General features: G+C 60.7%; 16 protein-coding genes. 8 read left to right on the top strand and 8 right to left on the bottom strand.

Going from position 1 to position 17,319, the window contains the following annotated elements; translation table 11 throughout:
* Nucleotides 1-10: 10 nt before the first annotated feature.
* Nucleotides 11-928 (bottom strand): type I pantothenate kinase, encoded by a 918-nt coding sequence (gene coaA / locus L8U58_RS01080; RefSeq protein WP_034979367.1) that lies wholly within the window; start codon nt 926-928, stop codon nt 11-13.
* Nucleotides 929-1,100: 172 nt separating this feature from the next.
* Between coaA and glyA the strand changes: the two genes are divergently transcribed.
* The 3 genes from glyA to L8U58_RS01065 all read left to right on the top strand — a co-directional run bounded on the left by glyA (nt 1,101) and on the right by L8U58_RS01065 (nt 4,042).
* Nucleotides 1,101-2,411, top strand: a complete 1,311-nt coding sequence (gene glyA, locus L8U58_RS01075; RefSeq protein ID WP_034967575.1) for a serine hydroxymethyltransferase — start codon at nt 1,101-1,103, stop codon at nt 2,409-2,411.
* 93 nt (nt 2,412-2,504) lie between these two features.
* The gene (locus L8U58_RS01070; RefSeq protein ID WP_269954499.1) at nt 2,505-3,128 is read left to right on the top strand and encodes an isochorismatase family protein; all 624 of its coding nucleotides are present in this window, start codon (nt 2,505-2,507) and stop codon (nt 3,126-3,128) included.
* Nucleotides 3,129-3,241: 113 nt separating this feature from the next.
* Complete coding sequence (locus L8U58_RS01065) at nt 3,242-4,042, top strand: enoyl-CoA hydratase/isomerase family protein (protein ID WP_269954498.1); 801 nt, start codon at nt 3,242-3,244, stop codon at nt 4,040-4,042.
* Nucleotides 4,043-4,060: 18 nt separating this feature from the next.
* Here L8U58_RS01065 and L8U58_RS01060 read toward each other — a convergent pair whose 3' ends face one another.
* Both L8U58_RS01060 and L8U58_RS01055 read right to left on the bottom strand, forming a co-directional pair.
* A complete protein-coding gene (locus tag L8U58_RS01060) occupies nt 4,061-5,236 on the bottom strand; it encodes an acyl-CoA dehydrogenase family protein (RefSeq protein ID WP_034967254.1) in 1,176 nt (391 codons plus the stop codon).
* A 712-nt stretch (nt 5,237-5,948) separates the two neighbouring features.
* A complete protein-coding gene (locus L8U58_RS01055) occupies nt 5,949-6,317 on the bottom strand; it encodes a DUF5997 family protein (RefSeq protein ID WP_269954497.1) in 369 nt (122 codons plus the stop codon).
* Nucleotides 6,318-6,330: 13 nt separating this feature from the next.
* Here L8U58_RS01055 and L8U58_RS01050 point away from each other — a divergent pair, with 13 nt between their 5' ends.
* The 4 genes from L8U58_RS01050 (at nt 6,331) to L8U58_RS01035 (ending at nt 10,343) form a co-directional block, all read left to right on the top strand.
* Complete coding sequence (locus L8U58_RS01050) at nt 6,331-7,119, top strand: substrate-binding domain-containing protein (RefSeq protein ID WP_269954496.1); 789 nt, start codon at nt 6,331-6,333, stop codon at nt 7,117-7,119.
* A gap of 122 nt (nt 7,120-7,241) precedes the next feature.
* Complete coding sequence (locus tag L8U58_RS01045; protein ID WP_034975524.1) at nt 7,242-7,907, top strand: hypothetical protein; 666 nt, start codon at nt 7,242-7,244, stop codon at nt 7,905-7,907.
* A 280-nt stretch (nt 7,908-8,187) separates the two neighbouring features.
* Nucleotides 8,188-9,579, top strand: a complete 1,392-nt coding sequence (locus L8U58_RS01040; protein ID WP_034994221.1) for a PhoH family protein — start codon at nt 8,188-8,190, stop codon at nt 9,577-9,579.
* Nucleotides 9,580-9,662: 83 nt separating this feature from the next.
* On the top strand, nt 9,663-10,343 hold the full coding sequence (locus L8U58_RS01035) for a GNAT family N-acetyltransferase (protein WP_051879631.1): 681 nt from the start codon (nt 9,663-9,665) through the stop codon (nt 10,341-10,343).
* Nucleotides 10,344-10,383: 40 nt separating this feature from the next.
* On the opposite strand, the gene L8U58_RS01030 is transcribed toward L8U58_RS01035, so the two are convergent.
* The 4 genes from L8U58_RS01030 to glpX form a co-directional block, all read right to left on the bottom strand.
* Complete coding sequence (locus tag L8U58_RS01030; protein ID WP_034994219.1) at nt 10,384-11,973, bottom strand: MDR family MFS transporter; 1,590 nt, start codon at nt 11,971-11,973, stop codon at nt 10,384-10,386.
* The gene (locus L8U58_RS01025) at nt 11,970-12,680 is read right to left on the bottom strand and encodes a TetR/AcrR family transcriptional regulator (RefSeq protein WP_274706413.1); all 711 of its coding nucleotides are present in this window, start codon (nt 12,678-12,680) and stop codon (nt 11,970-11,972) included. Before L8U58_RS01025 ends, L8U58_RS01030 begins: the two co-directional genes overlap by 4 nt.
* Before the next feature lie 911 nt (nt 12,681-13,591).
* Nucleotides 13,592-14,995, bottom strand: coding sequence for a class II fumarate hydratase (locus L8U58_RS01020; RefSeq protein ID WP_034973789.1), 1,404 nt, complete (start codon nt 14,993-14,995; stop codon nt 13,592-13,594).
* Nucleotides 14,996-15,168: 173 nt separating this feature from the next.
* Nucleotides 15,169-16,203: a class II fructose-bisphosphatase gene (gene glpX, locus L8U58_RS01015; RefSeq protein WP_034970944.1), complete on the bottom strand. Its 1,035-nt coding sequence runs from the start codon at nt 16,201-16,203 to the stop codon at nt 15,169-15,171.
* A gap of 158 nt (nt 16,204-16,361) precedes the next feature.
* Between glpX and L8U58_RS01010 the strand changes: the two genes are divergently transcribed.
* Nucleotides 16,362-16,973, top strand: coding sequence for a DUF4245 domain-containing protein (locus L8U58_RS01010; protein WP_269954494.1), 612 nt, complete (start codon nt 16,362-16,364; stop codon nt 16,971-16,973).
* Nucleotides 16,974-16,997: 24 nt separating this feature from the next.
* On the opposite strand, the gene L8U58_RS01005 is transcribed toward L8U58_RS01010, so the two are convergent.
* The gene (locus L8U58_RS01005) at nt 16,998-17,273 is read right to left on the bottom strand and encodes an exodeoxyribonuclease VII small subunit (protein ID WP_269954493.1); all 276 of its coding nucleotides are present in this window, start codon (nt 17,271-17,273) and stop codon (nt 16,998-17,000) included.
* Nucleotides 17,274-17,319 lie beyond the last annotated feature (46 nt).

Raw genomic sequence — 17,319 nt, 5'->3', positions numbered from 1 at the left:
GGTGCGCGCGCTAGATCTTGCGCATCCGCACTTTTTGCACCAGGTGATCCGGCCCCTTGCGTAGCACGAGGGAGGCGCGTACCCGGGTGGGGAGGATATTTTCCATCAAGTTCGGCAAGTTCACGGTCTGCCAGATTTCCCGTGCCACCAGCGTGGCTTCTTCATCGCTGAAATTAGCGAAGTGGTGGAAGTGAGCCTTCGGATCTTTGAACGCGGTGTTCTTGAGCCGTAGGAAGCGGTCGATGTACCAGTCCTCGATGTCCTCGCGGCGAGCATCTACGTAGACGGAAAAGTCGAAGAGGTCCGAGACCATGAGGGTCGGGCCAGTCTGCAGGACATTGAGGCCCTCGACGATGAGGATATCTGGCCGGTCGACGGTGATGGATTCCCCGGGGATGCGGTCGTAGGCCTCGTGGGAATACACGGGAGCCTGAACCTTTTGGGTGCCGGATTTCACCTTTGTGACGAAGCTGAGCAGTGCGGCTTGGTCGTAGGATTCCGGGAAACCCTTGCGGTGCATGAGCTTGCGGCGCTCGAGCTCTGCGGTGGGCAGCAGGAAGCCGTCCGTGGTGACCAGATCCACGCGCGGGTTGGTCTCCCAGCGCTGCAGTAGAACCTGGAGCACACGGGCGGTGGTGGATTTGCCGACGGCGACGGAGCCGCACACGCCGATGATGTAGGGGATTTGTGGCATTGCTTCGCCTAGGAAGGTCTCCGTCGCTGCGTTCAGGCGCCTGTGCGCCTCGACGCGTAGGAAGATCAGGCGAGACAGTGGAAGATAGACCTCGGAGACTTCTTCCAGGTCAATCTCGTCGCCGATGCCGCGCAGCTGTTCCAGTTCGTCTTCGGTGAGGACCTGGGGCATCGATTTTCTAAGTGTGCGCCACTGAGTACGGTCCAGCTCAATGTAAGGGCTGGGGGAAGTCATAGCACCTATTGTGCCCCGAAAATGGGGCGAGGTGAAATTGAATGGGGGAAATATCGAGCGTTGCCATTACCAGTGGATTAGCTTGTCTGGGGGACTCGCTATGATGGTGAGGCAGATAAGCAACTACAGATAAGCAACTAACTTTCATCCCCAACGGAAGGCCTTGGTCGACGTGACTTCTCCGCAGAATTCGTCTACTCAGAACTCGCTACAGCACAACACTCCTCTGGCGGAACTCGATCCGCAGGTCGCCGAGGCCATTGCGGGCGAGCTGCGCCGCCAGCGTACGACTCTGGAAATGATCGCTTCGGAGAACTTTGTTCCCCGTGCAGTGCTGCAGGCTCAGGGTTCGGTGCTGACCAACAAGTACGCCGAAGGCTACCCGGGGCGCCGTTACTACGGTGGCTGCGAGCACGTGGATGTGATTGAGGATCTGGCGCGCGACCGCGCTAAGCAGGTCTTCGGTGCGGAGTTTGCCAACGTGCAGCCGCACGCGGGTGCACAGGCCAACGCTGCGGTGCTGATGGCTCTGGCTAACCCGGGCGACAAGATCATGGGCCTGTCCCTGGCGCACGGTGGCCACCTGACCCACGGTATGCACCTGAACTTCTCCGGCAAGCTCTACGAGGTTGCTGCCTACGAGGTGGATCCGGAGACCTTCCGCCTGGATATGGATAAGATCCGCGAGCAGGCCATTGCCGAAAAGCCGCAGGTGCTGATTGCCGGCTGGTCCGCGTACCCGCGTCACCAGGACTTTGCTGCCTTCAAGTCCATTGCCGACGAGGTTGGGGCGAAGCTCTGGGTGGACATGGCTCACTTCGCTGGCCTGGTTGCCGCTGACCTGCACCCGTCGCCAGTTCCGCACGCCGATGTTGTCTCTACCACCGTTCACAAGACGCTGGGTGGCCCGCGCTCCGGCATGATCCTGGCCAAGCAGGAGTACGCCAAGAAGCTGAACTCCTCCGTATTCCCGGGGCAGCAGGGCGGACCGCTGATGCACGCCGTGGCCGCGAAGGCAGTGGCCATGAAGGTGGCCCAGACTGACGAGTTCCGCGACCGTCAGCAGCGCACCCTGGAAGGCGCCAAGATCCTCGCTGAGCGTCTGAATGCACAGGATACGAAGGACGCTGGCGTACAGGTCCTCACCGGCGGCACCGACGTCCACCTGGTACTGGTCGACCTGCGTAACTCCCAGCTGGACGGCCAGCAGGGTGAGGATCTGCTGCACGAGGTTGGCATCACCGTCAACCGCAATGCTGTGCCGTTCGACCCGCGCCCGCCGATGGTTACCTCCGGCCTGCGCATCGGTACCTCCGCGCTGGCTTCCCGTGGCCTGGATTCCGCGGCCTTCACCGAGGTTGCGGACATCATCGGTACGGCTCTGGCCGGTAACGCCGACGTTTCCGCCCTGCGCGCCCGCGTGGACAAGATCGCTGCGGACTTCCCGCTGTACGACGGTCTGGAAGACTGGAAGCTGGTTTAATTCCCGTTGGGTTTAATTCCCGTTGGGTTAGTCCCCGCTGGGGTAGTCCTTGTCGGGGTGAACCCTATTGGGGAAGTAGGAGAGATTCGAGAAATGGTCAGCACCCACTCGCGCGAAGCAATCATCGTCGTTGATGTTCAAAACGATTTCGTTGACGGTTCTTTGGGCACCGCCCGCGGTGTTGAGGTCGCGCGGGGGATTAATGCCTGGTTGCGCGAGGTAGTGGGCGCCGACGCGGAAGAGGGCGCAGAGATCAACTCCCGCCCTCTGATCGCCGGCACAATGGATTGGCACATCAACCCCCAGGGGCATTTCGCACCCGAAGGGGAGGAGCCGGACTACGAAAATACCTGGCCGGTGCACTGCGTGGCCGATACCCACGGTGCGCAGGTCTGCGGCGAACTCAACCCCGAGCTCATGGACGTCTGGTTCCACAAGGGTGAATACACCGCTGCCTACTCCGGCTTTGAAGGCCACCTGGCGCGGGAAGAGCAAACGCTGAAGCAGTGGCTGAATTCGTTAGAAATCGAGCATGTCACCATCGTCGGCATCGCCACCGACTTCTGTGTGCGCGCCACCGCCGAAGATGCCCTGAAGGCTGGCTTCGGTGTGACTGTGGTGGAAGAGCTCTGCTCTGCCGTCAGCGAGGACGGCGCCGCTAAGGCTTTGGACGCCCTCAGGGCAGCTGGCGCTGAGGTCATCGCCCAACCACGCTAGTCATCCCCCGCTTCGGCGGGGCATGAGGGGGAGCGGGGGCGCGAGGGGGCGTCCATAGAGAAAACCGCCAGAAAAGACGGCGCTCTGCGGCCACGCCACGTAGCGTGAAGAACATGAGCGAAAACAACAATCTTGTGCTGGTCGAAGACAAGGCCGGCGTACGTTACATCACCATCAACCGGCCAGAGGCATACAACTCCCTGGACAAGACGCTGCGCCTGGCGTTGATCGACGCGTTCCGGAATGCACAGAAAGACTCGCAGGAACTCGGCTCCGCAGTGCGCGCTGTCGTCCTGCGTGCGGCTGGCAAGGCATTCTGCTCCGGGCAGGACCTCAAGGAACAGCTGCAGGATACACAGAACCGCACCGGCATGGAAAAGGTGGTGGAGGAGTACAACCCGATGGTTGAGTTGCTCGCCGGCATCAGCGTGCCAACGATCGCCGCGCTGCAGGGGCCGGCAGCGGGCGCTGGCTGGGGTTTGGCGATGGCGTGCGACTTCCGCGTGATGTCCACGGCTGCGTCCTTCAAGGGCGCATTTACCGGCGTGGGGCTGGCGGCAGATTCCGGGCTGTCGAAGACCCTAGTGGATTGCGTGGGGCGTGCGAAGGCGCTGCAGTTGCTGCTGATGGATCGCAAGGTGCCCGCCGAGGAGGCCCTAGAGCTGGGGCTGGTGGAGAACCTGGTGGAGCCCGCGGAGCTAGAGGCGGCGACAGAGAAGCTAGCCGCGTCTTTTGCCGGTGGCCCGACTGCGGCATACAAGGAAATGAAGGCGCTGGTGAAGAACGCTGCAGCCATCAACGAGGCCGCAGCGGCGGAGGCAGAGGCACAGCTGCGTCTGTTTAACACCGCCGACCATAGCGAAGCGGTGGCCGCTTTCGTAGGAAAGCGACCACCGCAGTTTAAGGGGGAGTAGGGGCTTAGGGGCTAAACCTTACTTCTCGCCCTTGGCCAGGCGACGAGAGATGATCTCGATCATGATCTCGTTCGGGCCACCGTAGATCGGCTGCACGCGGGAATCCAGGTAGTGCGTGGAGATCGGGTATTCCAGCATGAAGCCGTAGCCGCCGTGCAGCTGCAGAGCCTCGTTAACAACCTCGATCTGCAACTCGGTGGTCTGGTACTTAGCCATCGCGCCGGTGACCTCGTCCAGGGTGCCGTTAACCTTCTCCATGATGCAGGCATCAACGAAGGACTGGGAGGTCTGGATGTTGGTAGCCATCTTGGCCAGCTCCCAGCGGTAAGCCTGGTGGTCGATCAGGCGCTGACCGAAGGTCTTGCGATCCTGAGAGTGCTTGTAAACCAGGTCGAATGCGCGGCGGGAGGTAGCGATGGAGCCCACGGCGATGGACAGACGCTCCTGAGCCAGGTTGGTGCGCAGGTAGCCGAAGGCAGCGCCCTCTTCGCCCAGCAGGTTCTCCTTCGGAACGCGGGTGTCCTCGAAGGACAGCTCGGCGGTGTCCTGGGACTTCAGGCCGACCTTCTTCAGCGGGCCGGTCTTGGTGTAGCCCTCCATGCCGTCCTCGACGATCAGCATGGAAACGCCAGCGCGGCCCTTCTCCGGGTTGGTCACGACGACCAGCAGGGTGAAGTCAGCCTGAACACCGTTGGAGATGAAGGTCTTCGCGCCGTTGACGATGTAGTCGCCGTTCTCGTCCTTCTTGGCGAAGGTGCGGATGCCAGCCAGGTCAGCGCCTGCGCCCGGCTCGGTCATTGCCAGTGCGGCGATCTTCTCACCAGCACACAGCGGCTTCAGGAAACGCTCCTTCTGCTCGTCGTTGCCGAAGCGCTGCAGGTAGGGGATGACCAGGTCGTTGATGGTCTGGATGCCCACGATCACGGAACCGGAGTCAGCCTTTGCCAGCTCCTCGGTCAGCACAGCGTTGAAGCGGTAGTCGTTCTCCATTCCGCCGCCGCCGAACTGCTCCGGAGCCATCATGCCCAGCAGGCCCTGCTGGCCGGCCTTCTGGTACATCTCACGGTCGCAGTAGCCCTGCTCGTGCCAGCGGTCAACGTTCGGGGCGATCTCGGCCTTCACGAAGTCCGCGCAGGCCTCGCGGAACATGTTGTGCTCTTCTTCGAAAATGTTGCGTGGCAGGAAGTTCTTCATGGGTTCCTTTCAAACCTAGACGGTGGCGATTCGTGCGCTGGCCAGCACGAAGGTCTTGTAACCCCGCGTGTAAATCTGACCAATTCTCGAAGTGCCAACGTCGGCTATTGAGATTTCTTGTGTCGCAGTTCGATTTTACGCCAGCAGTGTGACGTGCATCTCTGCATTGCTTATGAGAATAGCATCTTTTAGGTGTAGAAGTGCAAGAAATCCCCCAGATCGCGGGCGAAAATACACCGATTCTTTAGCGCTGCCATCTTGTTTGGTGGCGCTAGCTACCCCCGCCTGGATTGGGGTATCTCAAAGTTCTACAAAAACCCTGGTCATTTATTTAAACAACAAAGATGTTGCAAAAGTATTGACAACTCAGGTGAGGCTTGGCTAACCTCACAGATGTGTCGCAGGCTAGTCACCTGAGGCGCACTGCAGTTGTGGAATATATTGCAATGCTCGCGAAGGAGTTCAAAGCTGCCGGCGCAGACACTTACGCGTTAAGGGTTTTCTCTCTTCTCCCCGAAGTGCGTAGGTGCCGGTAGACACTTCTTCACAGTGAGTGTTGTGGTTGTTTCGTCCGGCCAACGTATGGCGCCAGACTCGTCACCTGGTCGCTATATCGGGCGAAGGGTTTTTAATGGCTCGTCACCATTGGAAACTACATAAAGCTGAAAGGCGGGGAAGGGTCCGATGTATCGGGCTCATCCCCGCCTTTCTCTTAACGACGCTCCGTCTCCGTCCGCTCGGTCGCCAGCTTATTCCGAGCCTCCCGCAGCCACTCGGGCTGCTTTTCCAGTAACTCCTTGATATCCGCCGTGGTGAGCGGCTTATCCATATCGTTAGCCTTCAAAGACGTGATGCTAATGCCCAACTTCCGCGCCACCTCCGGGCGTGGGTGTGGCCCTTCGCGGCGCAGAGTCTGCAGCCACTCGGGCGGGTTCTTTTGCAACTCCACGAACTGCTCGTGGCTCAGGGGTGTGTCTTGAAACTCCTGCGGAGTAGCGGGAAGGTAGATCCCCAGCTTCTTGGCTGCCGTGGCGGGCTTCATGGGTGGCCCGGACTTGGTACTCGGATTAGCGTCAGTCATGACCATCATTCTAATGAAGCGTCTTATTATTGGTTCCATGCCCGAAGCTTCCGCCTCGCAGAATCAGCAGCGAACCCAAAAACCAACCCAGCACCAGCAGTCCCGTCAGCGCCAGCGCGTGAACCAGCAGCGGCATCTGAAGGTTGTGTTTAGCACGGGAGTGCAACCGGATAAATGGTTCCGGCGCTTCGACGAGAGGACACCGGGGTGGAAGGTCGCCAGCGCAGGTACCGACGATCCGCTGGCCTATGTCCGCGCGGGGCAGGCGGATGTGGCTCTAGTGCGCTTGCCAGCCGAGGGGTATGAGCGCCCGGCGGACATGCATGAGGTCGCCCTCTATGAAGAACAGACCGGGGTCGCCGCCCCAAAGGACCACCCGGCCAAGGTGATGGAGGCCATTGACTACAGCGAGCTCGTCGATGAGAAGCTGATGTATGTCACTCCGGCTAACGGCTGGGACGATATCGCCGCATTGCGCGAAGCCCTTCAGGTTGTCGCTGCCAATGTTGGTATCGCTATCGCGCCGCGCCCACTGCTGCGTGGAATTAACCAAGGTGGGGTAGTGCACCGGGATCTTTTTGGTATTGACGCCACCACGTGCCCGCGCACTCGCGTAGCCCTAATGTGGCGAGTCGAATCTGACAATGACGTCATTCAGGACTTCGTTGGGATATGTAAAGGACGCACAGCGGGCAGTTCGCGACAGGCGGCTAGTCGGGGGCGCGGTGGCGTCAATAAAAAGGCAGGTAGAGTGCAGAAAACGGCGAAGAAAAAGGCTGTGCGGACAGCTAAGCGTAGATAAAGAAACGATTGCAATTGAGTTAAAGATCATGCACGGCACGTGCATTTCCTCAAGGCCGTGATTAGGAATGGGTGGGTAGTGCTTTCGCACAATGCGAAGAGCAAAGAGAAAGGTTAAATCTAATGAACTCCAACAAGCGTTTCCGTCGTTCCGCAGTAGCACTGGCCGCTGGTGCATCCCTGGTATTCGGTGTTTCTGCATGCTCCGACGATGCTAAGGACAAGGCTGGCGACGCTGCCAACTCCGCTTCCGAAAAGGCTGGCGACGCAGCAGCTTCTGCTTCCGAGAAGGCCGGCGAGGCTAAGGACTCCATGACTGGCGAAAAGGGCTCCGAGTCCGAGGGTGCTGACGCTAAGGGCTCCGAGGGTGCCGACGCTGAGGGCGCAGGTTCCGAGGGTGGCGCTGAAGGTGAGGGCGAGAAGGTCAAGACCGCCAATGGTGAAGAGGTTGAACTGCCAAAGGACGTAAAGACCGCCTGGGATAACGAGGGCGGCGAGTCCGGCGCTTTCGGCAAGCTGACCGAGTACACCGAGGGCAAGAACGGCTCCCTGGCTACCTTCGAGAAGGGCTGGATCGCCAACTCTAAGGGCCACGGTGCAGTTCCGGTTATCGGCAAGATTGGCGAGACCTGGGTCAACGGTGGTGGCCTGGATAACGAGATCGGCCTGCCGACCGGCCCGGAGAAGGGCGACGCAGCCAACGGCTGGACCCAGTCCTTCGAGAACGGCACCATCAAGTGGGCTAAGGATGAGTCCGGCAAGTTCACCGACACGATCGAGAAGCGCTAAGAAAAAGCGCGGCGAACGCCGGAAGTTCTAACCTTCAAGTAGAACTTGATAACCCCAGGTGAGGGGCAGTAAATGCCTCCGATCCTGGGGCTTTTTCATGTTTACCCAGAGTTCATCTAACAACAATGTAATTTCCATGCAGCGCCCCTAGCGTCGAGGGTGTCCGAAGCAAGTCACACCTACCCACCTCATCCGCATTCCCCGGATGTAAAGCGTAGCTTTTGCGGCGTGGAACGTCCGGGTTAACTAACTCTTAATCCCTACAAGGAGCACCACCTCCATGACTTCCGCTGCGCCCACCGATCAGGCACATCAGAACTTCCAGGCTGAAGAGGCAATGAACGCTCATTCCGACGCAGAGCTTGGCCTACGCACTTACGTCCTCGACACCTCGGTGTTGCTGTCCGATCCCTGGGCATTGATCAAGTTTGCGGAACACCGCATCATCCTCCCCGTCGTCGTTATCAGTGAGCTGGAGGGCAAGCGCCACCACCCGGAACTCGGATGGTTCGCCCGTCAGGCTCTGCGCATGCTCGAGGACTTCCGCCAGGAGCACGGCCGACTGGACATGCCCAGCATCGTCAACGACATGGGTGGCACCGTCCAGGTAGAACTGAATCACGTTGACCAATCCGTACTGCCCACGGGGCTGCGGGGCGAACAGAACGATCACCGCATCCTGGCGTGTGCGCTGAACCTGCGCGCGGAAGGGCACAACGTCACCCTGGTGACTAAGGATGTGCCGCTGCGCGTGAAGGCTGGTGCGGTTGGTCTGGACGCCGACGAGTACCACGCGCAGGACGTGGTGCTGACCGGTTACAACGGTATGGCGCGGGCGGAGGTGCCCTCCGGCATTATCGACGAGCTCTACGACGTGGGAGAGGCCGATATCTCGGGTGCCTTGACCGTCGACGGGGAAGAAGTCGACGAACTGCCGATCCACTGCGGCTTGCAGCTCACTGCAGGCAGCCAATCCGTGCTGGCACGCTCCATGGGAGACGGCATGGTGCGCCAGGTTCCCACTGACCTGGAGGCCTTTGGAATCCGCGGCCGCAGCGCCCAGCAGCGAATTGCCCTGGACCTGCTTCTGGATAACGAGGTGGGCATTGTGAGCCTCGGTGGTTCGGCCGGCACGGGTAAGTCCGCCCTGGCGCTGTGCGCGGGCCTGGAAGCTGTGCTGGAGCGCGGAGAACACAAGCGCATTGTCGTTTTCCGTCCGCTCTATGCAGTTGGTGGCCAGGACCTGGGCTACCTGCCGGGCAGCGAGTCCGAGAAGATGAACCCCTGGGCGCAGGCGGTGTACGACACCCTGGAGGGCGTGGTAAGCGACAACGTTCTGGAGGAGATCGACGCGCGAGGACTGCTGGAAGTGCTTCCGCTGACGCACATTCGCGGCCGCAGCCTGAACGACAGCTTTGTGATCGTGGACGAGGCACAGTCGCTGGAGCGCAACGTACTGCTGACCGTGCTGTCCCGCCTGGGGCGCAATTCCCGGGTGGTGTTGACCCACGACGTAGCGCAGCGCGACAACCTGCGCGTTGGCCGTCACGACGGCATCCAGGCGGTGATTGAGAAGCTCAAGAACAACCCTCTGTTCGCGCATATCACTCTGACCCGTTCCGAGCGTTCGGCGATCGCGGAGCTGGTTACGAACCTGCTGGAAAAGGGCTAGAAAGGTCTAGAAAGGGCTAGTTCGCTGAGAGCTACCACCGGTCAGGTGGCGCAAACCGTAGCTTGTGAGGCACAATTTCTTCCATGACTTCCGCGAATACCGCAGGCAACTCTGCGCAGGATAGCGCCGGTAATGGCACGGACAAAGGTGCCAAGCAAGCAATCTCCATCCGACTGATGGAGGAAAAGGACTACCCACAGGTGCAGGCCATTCTGCAGACCGGAATGGATACTGGTGAGGCGACTTTTGAAGAAAACGCGCCGGAAGCGTGGGAAGACTTCATGCGCCACCGCCTGCCCGAACTCTCCTTCGTTGCCATCGACACTGACCCCGCAGCGGCTCAGGCAGCGGGGCTGGGTGACGACGGGGAGAAGATCCTGGGGTGGATCACCGCCACTTCCGCCAGTCACCGCGACGTCTTCGACGGAGTGTTGGAAGACTCGATCTACGTCCACAAGGACGCTGCCGGAAAGGGCGTAGCGGGGAACCTTCTAGATCGCTTGCTCAAGGATGCCGCCGACCAGGGCCACTGGGCGATGCACTCCAGCATCTTCCCGGAGAACGAAGGCTCCGTGCGATTGCACCTGTCCCGTGGCTTCGAGCAGGTGGGAATCTTCCACTGCATGTCCCACATGAACTACGGCCCGAAGAAGGGCAAGTGGCGCCACAACATGGTTATGGAGAAGATCCTGGAAGGCGGCCCCGCCTGGGAGTACTACCAGCAGAACCTGGAGCACTCCAAGGACGATGCCGCTGGCGAGTAAGTAGCCCCGGATAAGTAGCCACCGAATAGGTAGCTCGGGGCTACTCGACGGTCTCCTTAAGGTTGTCCTGGCGGACCAAGGTCAGGATCAGCGCGGCCAACACAGCCACCGGCGCCATCGCGCCAAGCACCGGAACCAATGCATCGTTGTACGAGGTCGTAATGGCCTCGTGCAGCGGGACAGGAAGCGTGTCTACGATCTCCGGGGTCAGGCGGGCGCTGCCTCCACCCTGGAGCTTCTCCGCAAGCGGCGCCCCCTGTGGACCCAATTCCTGCAACGCGCCGGGCACTCGCTGGCCCATGAGATCCGCCACGCGGTGGGTGAACAGCGAACCGATAATCGCAGAGCCCGCCGTGCCACCAATCTGGCGGAAGAAGTTATTCGAAGCCGTCGCAGTTCCCACCATCGAAATCGGGAAAGAGTTCTGCACAATAAGCACCAGGATCTGCATCGAAAGCCCCAGGCCAACACCCATAAGAGCCAAGACGAGGCCGAGGTGCAGTAGGGAATCGTGGGCGTCAAAAAGCCCCATTAGAGCAACCGCAGCGGCGGCGACGAGCAGACCCGCGACGGGGAACCACTTGTAACGGCCGGTGCGGGAGACGTACTGGCCAGACGCGGTGGCCGTGACGATCATGCCCGCCATCATCGGGATCATCATCAGACCAGCCTTGGTGGGGGTCATGCCGTGAACCATCTGGATGTACGTTGGCATATACGCCAGCACGCCGAACATCACCACGCCCGTGATCGTGCCCGCTACCGTCGTGACCACGAAGTTGCGGACGGTGAACAGCTGCATCGGGATCAGCGGTTCCTTGGCCTTTCGCTCGACCAGGACAAACAGGGTGGCCAGTGTGACAGCGGCGATGCCCAGGCCGATGATGACAGGGCTGGACCAGGCGTAATCGCGGCCGCCCCATGTAAGTAGAAGGATCAGCGAGCTCGTAGCGCCGGCCATCAGCACCGTGCCGGGAACATCCAGGTTCGCGCCCTTGCCGCGCTTCGGCAGTTGGAGGTTGAAGCCGACCATCAGCAGCGTAATGACAGCCAGCGGCACATTGAACCACAAGGCCCAACGCCAACCCGGGCCGTCGGTGAAGAAGCCACCCAGCAGCGGACCTAGCACGGAACTTAAGCCGAACACGCCGCCCATGATGCCCATGTAGCGTCCGCGGTCGCGGGCGGGGACGACGTCGGCGATGATGGCCTGCGCGCCGATCATTAGGCCACCGGCGCCGAAGCCCTGCACGCCACGGGCGACGATCATCATGTTCATGCTCTGGGCGAGGGCACCGATCACCGAACCCGCAAGGAACAGAGTGACCGCGACCAGGTACAGAGGCTTGCGACCCATCTGGTCGCCCAGCTTGCCGTACACAGGCATGGCGATAGTCATAGTCAACAGGAAGCTGGTGATGACCCAGCTCATCTTGTTCGCGCCGCCGAGTTCACCGACGAGGGTAGGCAGGGCGGTGGAGAAAATCATCTGCCCCAGCGAAGACATCAGCATGCCCAGCATCAGGCAGCCGAAGACTAGTGGGACGTTGTTGTGGTTTTCCTGGCGTTGCTTTTCCGCCGCTTCAAGACGTGCCTTGGCCGCTGCGGCTTGGGTGCGAGTGTCGCTCACTGACGGTCCTCCTGGTTCTGATTCTGCGATGTTATATCTGCGATGTGTTCGTTGGTTGGCTCTATGGCCGTGAAGATCTGCTGCAGTCCTGCAAGAGCAATGTCGAAGTCCTTTGTGCTGGTCAGGATTCTGCCGCTGCGCGTTGCCGATGTTGCCGCGGCCCACTGCACCGTCGTTGCCGCGGTGACGATGAGGTGTGCTTCCTCCATCACTTCGAGCTGGGTGCAGCGGTTGCCGGGGTGGTTCGCTAGGTTCCGGCACACTGCTTCGGCGAGGTCGCTGCGCAGCTTTTCGTAGCTAGCGAGCTTTGCCAGTGCCAGGCTGGGGAATCGCTTTATTATTTGGGATCGACGCCACCGTATCGACTCCGCCAATTCCGGATCAAGGTTGGCATTGTCCGACTTCCGAGCTTCCTCGAGACGCTTCTTGGTCAACATGTCGTAGAGGTACTGCGGCAGGCTGCCTTGGGTGGGGGAGAAGTTCTCGAGCTTGTCGAAGTCGTCCTCGGTGAGCAGGGGAGGTTGCTTACCGACCGCAACGTGTTCCTTCGAGGAGAAGTAGTTGAAGAAGGTGCGACGGCTGATGTCGGCTGATTCGCAGATTTCCTCCAGTGTGACTCCATCAAAGGAACGATCGAGGAAGAGGCGGGTGGCCTCGTCCTCGATTCGCAGCCTGGTTTCCAGGCGTTTGCGCTCGCGCAGCCCCATGGTTGCGGGCTCCGTAGGCTCCGTGGGATCAGAGGGTTCCGTGGAATCCGAGGGCTCCGTGGGATCCGTGGAATCCGAGGGCTCCGTGGGATCAGAACAGATTGATTGCTTCACTTGGCCAAACTTACACCCAGTGCAAAGTTTTAACCAGTGCAATGTTTGTGTAGTTTTTCATACGGGTTTGTCTGGTGTGCTGTGGTTAACGGTTTGCGTGGTAGGTGGTGTGCTGTGGCAGGGTGCGACTGGTGTCACGGGTGGGTATGCGGCGGTTCACGTGGCGGAAAAATTGCACTCCGGTGGGTTAAATGTCGGAAAAGTTGCACAACCTTGTTGGGGCAGATTTTCAATAGCGCAAAAGTGCAGGTCACAGGCGTGTTGCGGAAGGTGCCAATTCAGGAGGGGAGGCGTTTTGCAACTTTTCCGACATCTATGAAACGGGTGGTGCTGATGTGACCAATAGCTTTTGAAGGATATTGGTTGGTTGGCGGTGTGGCGGCAGATAGTGGGGATTGGTCGGTGCTGGAGAGACTGAATGTCGCTAGAACGAGAATCTGTTAATGGGATCAAATTCCAGTAAAGTAAAAGCCCAGGTCAGTGCGTTGTGATTTTGTGAAGTCGGCCGAGGCGCAGTGCATATTCTCGGACTAGCGACATTTCACCCCTTCGGAGGTGGCGGGAGAGCCGGAGGGACAGAGCCCAGATGCATGGCAATAGGGAAACCCGCTGTCCCTCCTCCCAAGGCGGTGGCTAGTGCCTACTAGTAGCACTAATGCCTACCAGTGCCTTCGGGAAGCAACAGCGGGTGAGTCGGCGCAGCTTGCGGGCCAGTCAGATAGCCGGCTTGGCCAGTCAGATAGCCGGCTGGCCAAGCGACGGCGTCGGTACTTGCCTTTGTCCTACCTACTTTTCGCCTACTTGTCGCGGTCGGTGTTGGCCATAGCCAGGACGTCGAGGCGCTTGTCCAGCTCCTCTTCCGTAAGCTTCTCGCCGTCGACAAAGCCCAGGTCGATAACCGTCTGGCGGATGGTCTTGCCTTCCTTCAGCGCAGTCTTAGCAACCTTAGCCGCGTTCTCGTAGCCAATGGCAGAGTTCAGCGGGGTCACGATGGACGGGGAGGACTCAGCCAGAGTGCGCATGCGCTCCTCGTTCGGCTCGATGCCGTCGACCAGCTTCTCTGCGAACACGCGGGCGGTGTTGGCCAGCAGCTTCGCAGACTCCAGCACGTTGCGGGCCATCATCGGGATGAACACGTTCAGCTCGAACGCGCCCTGGGAACCACCGAAGGCAACGGCAGCGTCGTTTCCGATGACCTGTGCAGCAACCTGGGTTGCAGTCTCACACAGAACCGGGTTGACCTTGCCCGGCATGATGGAGGAGCCCGGCTGCAGATCCGGCAGGTGGATCTCGCCCAGACCAGTCAGCGGGCCGGAGCCCATCCAGCGGATATCGTTGGCGATCTTGTTCAGGGAGATCGCGATGGTGCGCATAGCGCCGGAGAACTCCACCAGGCCATCGCGGTTAGCCTGTGCCTCGAAGTGGTTCTCGGCCTCGCGCAGCTGCTCCACGCCGGTCAGCTTCACCAGCTCGGCGGTGACGTTGGCGCCGAAGTCAGCCGGGGTGTTCAGGCCGGTGCCGACTGCGGTGCCACCGATCGGCAGCTCGCCCAGGCGCGGCAGGGTGGCCTCAACGCGCTCGATGCCTGCGGCGATCTGGCGGGCGTAGCCGGAGAATTCCTGACCCAGGGTCACCGGAACGGCATCCATCAGGTGGGTGCGGCCGGACTTCACAACGGTCTCCCACTCCTTGGCCTTCTTAGCCAGGGAGTCGTGCAGCACCTTCAGACCCGGGATCAGGTCGTTCACAGCAGCCTCGGTAGCGGCCACATGGGTTGCGGTCGGGAAGGTGTCGTTGGAGGACTGGCCCATGTTCACGTGGTCGTTCGGGTGGATCTCCACGCCGTTCTGCTTGGCGATGGAGGCGATGACCTCGTTGGTGTTCATGTTGGAGGAAGTACCAGAGCCGGTCTGGAAGACGTCGATCGGGAACTCAGCGTCGTGCTTGCCCTCACCGATCTCCTTTGCAGCGGCGATGATCGCGTCCGCCTGCTCGTCGGTCAGCAGGCCACGGTCCTTGTTCACCTGCGCGCAGGCCGCCTTCAGCAGGCCCATCGCGCGGATCTGTGCGGACTCCAGCGGACGGTCGGAGATCGGGAAGTTCTCCACGGCACGCTGCGTCTGTGCACGCCACAGAGCCTTGGCGGGAACCTTAACCTCGCCCATCGTGTCGTGTTCAATGCGGAATTCTTGCTCGGTCATTCTTTCATCACCTTTATCTTGATTGCTTTTTGACGCCTCCCGCATCGAACCCGTCCAGGCTCAACAGCGGAAACGCACAGAAGCGGATTGGTCTTCGTGCCCCGCACGGACACCGCCCAATCTACCTAAAAGGCCTGCTGCGCGGTGGGGGCGTGGGGGCGTCCATAAAAGAGCTAGTTACGGGTGTAATCCAGCACGGAGTAGGACTGCAGCTTCGCCAGCTGGTGCTGCGACTCGATGAAGCGGATCGTGCCGGAGCGAGAGCGCATGACCAGGGAGCGGGTGGTAGCGGAGTTCTGGTGGTAGGACACACCACGCACCATGTCGCCGTTGGTCACGCCGGTGGCGACGAAGTAGCAGTGCTCGGAGTTCACCAGATCGTTGGTGGTCAGCACACGGTCCAGGTCGTGGCCAGCGTCCAGAGCCTTCTGGCGCTCGGCCTCGTCCTTCGGCCACAGCTTGCCCTGGATTTCGCCGCCCATGCACTTCATGGCGGCGGCGGCGATAACGCCCTCCGGGGTGCCGCCGATGCCCATCATGATGTCCACGGAGTTGGTGGCGTTATCCTGCGCGGTGGCCACTGCGCCGGCCACGTCGCCGTCGCCGATCAGGCGGACCTTCGCGCCGGCCTCGCGGATCTCGCGGATCAGGTCTTCGTGGCGCGGACGGTCCAGCACGACGACGGTGATGTCGCCCGGCACGGTGCCCTTGGCCTTGGCTACGGCCTTGATGTTGTCGGCGACAGGAGCGTCGATGTCGACCTTGCCCACGGCCTCCGGGCCGACGGCGATCTTCTTCATGTAGAACACGGCGGACGGATCGTACATGGACCCGCGCTCGGCCGCGGCGATGACGGAGATCGCGTTCGGGCGGCCCTCTGCCATCAGGGTGGTGCCGTCCACCGGGTCGACGGCGATATCTACTGCCGGGCCGTTGCCGGTGCCCACGTGCTCACCGTTGAACAGCATGGGGGCTTCGTCCTTTTCGCCCTCGCCGATCACAACAACGCCGTCCATCTCCACGGAGTTGATCATCTGGCGCATTGCATCCACAGCGGCGCCGTCGCCGGACTCCTTCTGGCCACGTCCGACCCACTTTCCGGAGGCCAGTGCGGCGGCTTCGGTCACGCGAACCAGTTCCATGGCCAGGTTGCGGTCTGGGGCATCCGGATTGGGGGAAACAGCAGGGGTGTGCGCTTCAGTCGACATGATCTTCCAGCTCTTTTCTATTGCTGATAGGTAATCGTTTCTATTCCTCTTCTATTGTGCCCTATTTCCTCCGAGCGTTGCTTTAGCCTGCGCTTTGTGTGGTGTTGGCTAGCCCTACCCAGGGTTAATTTGGCCGTGTAAGCGGGGGCAATGCGATAATGGCGGGCGTGCAGATTCAAAAGCCCCGCGCGTTTCAATCCACCAAGGACATCGTGTTGTCCTTGGTGGTGTTGTTGTTTGCTACGTTCCTGACGGTTGGGTTCACGGGACTGTGCTCTTTTAAACCGGGTGAGGCGGATCGTTCCGGTCCGGTGCAGGAGGTCGATGCGGACTCGGTGCTGCAGATGGACGCCCGCAGCCTCAGCTTCCCCATCCGCAACCCAGACATGCCGGATAACTGGGTAGCGAACTCCGTCCGTCGTGTGTCGGTCGGCAAGGAGCCGTCGAGCCTGGTCGGCTGGGTGATCGACGGGGAGAACTACATTTCCCTAACTCAGACGGGCGCGGACTACAAGGTCGCGACCCAGCCCGATGATGAGGTGCGAGAGGAAACGGGAACCGAAACCACCGGGGACGTCGAGTGGCACGTCTTCACCGGCGACGATGCCCGCCCTCTGTGGGTGGCCGATCTGGGTGACGTGCGCCTGATCCTCGAGGCGATGGCCACACCTGAGCAGACCCGCACGGCTGCGGAGAGGGTCGCCCAGACCGACCCGATCGATGTTGGCGCGACGGCCAGCCAGGCCGCAGACGGTGGCGTCAAGAAATAGGCGAACAACTGGCTCGACGGTGAACTAGCCCTCGCCGTCGGTTTCAGCGTTGCGCGCCTCGCGCTGCTGCAGCGCCTGCTCGATGCGCTTGGATGCGCCGTTGAGATAGTCCTCGCAGTACGCGGCCAGTTCCTCACCGCGTTCCCAGTAGTTCAGCGACTCGTCGAGGCTCATCTGCCCGAGCTCGAGGATCCTCACCACTTCGATGAGCTCGTCCCGCGCCTGCTCGTAGCTGAGCTGCTCTAGCGGGCGGAACTTCTGCTGTTCTGTGCCGTTTGCTGCGGTGCCGTTCTGTGCCATTGTTCTATGCCTTTTCTGTGTCTGTTTCTGTATTGCTGTTGTCTGT

This window comes from Corynebacterium macclintockiae (assembly GCF_027570165.1).
GTDB lineage: Bacteria > Actinomycetota > Actinomycetes > Mycobacteriales > Mycobacteriaceae > Corynebacterium > Corynebacterium macclintockiae.
Note: the sequence above shows the minus strand (reverse complement) of the source record. Positions and strands in the feature narration are given on the sequence as shown.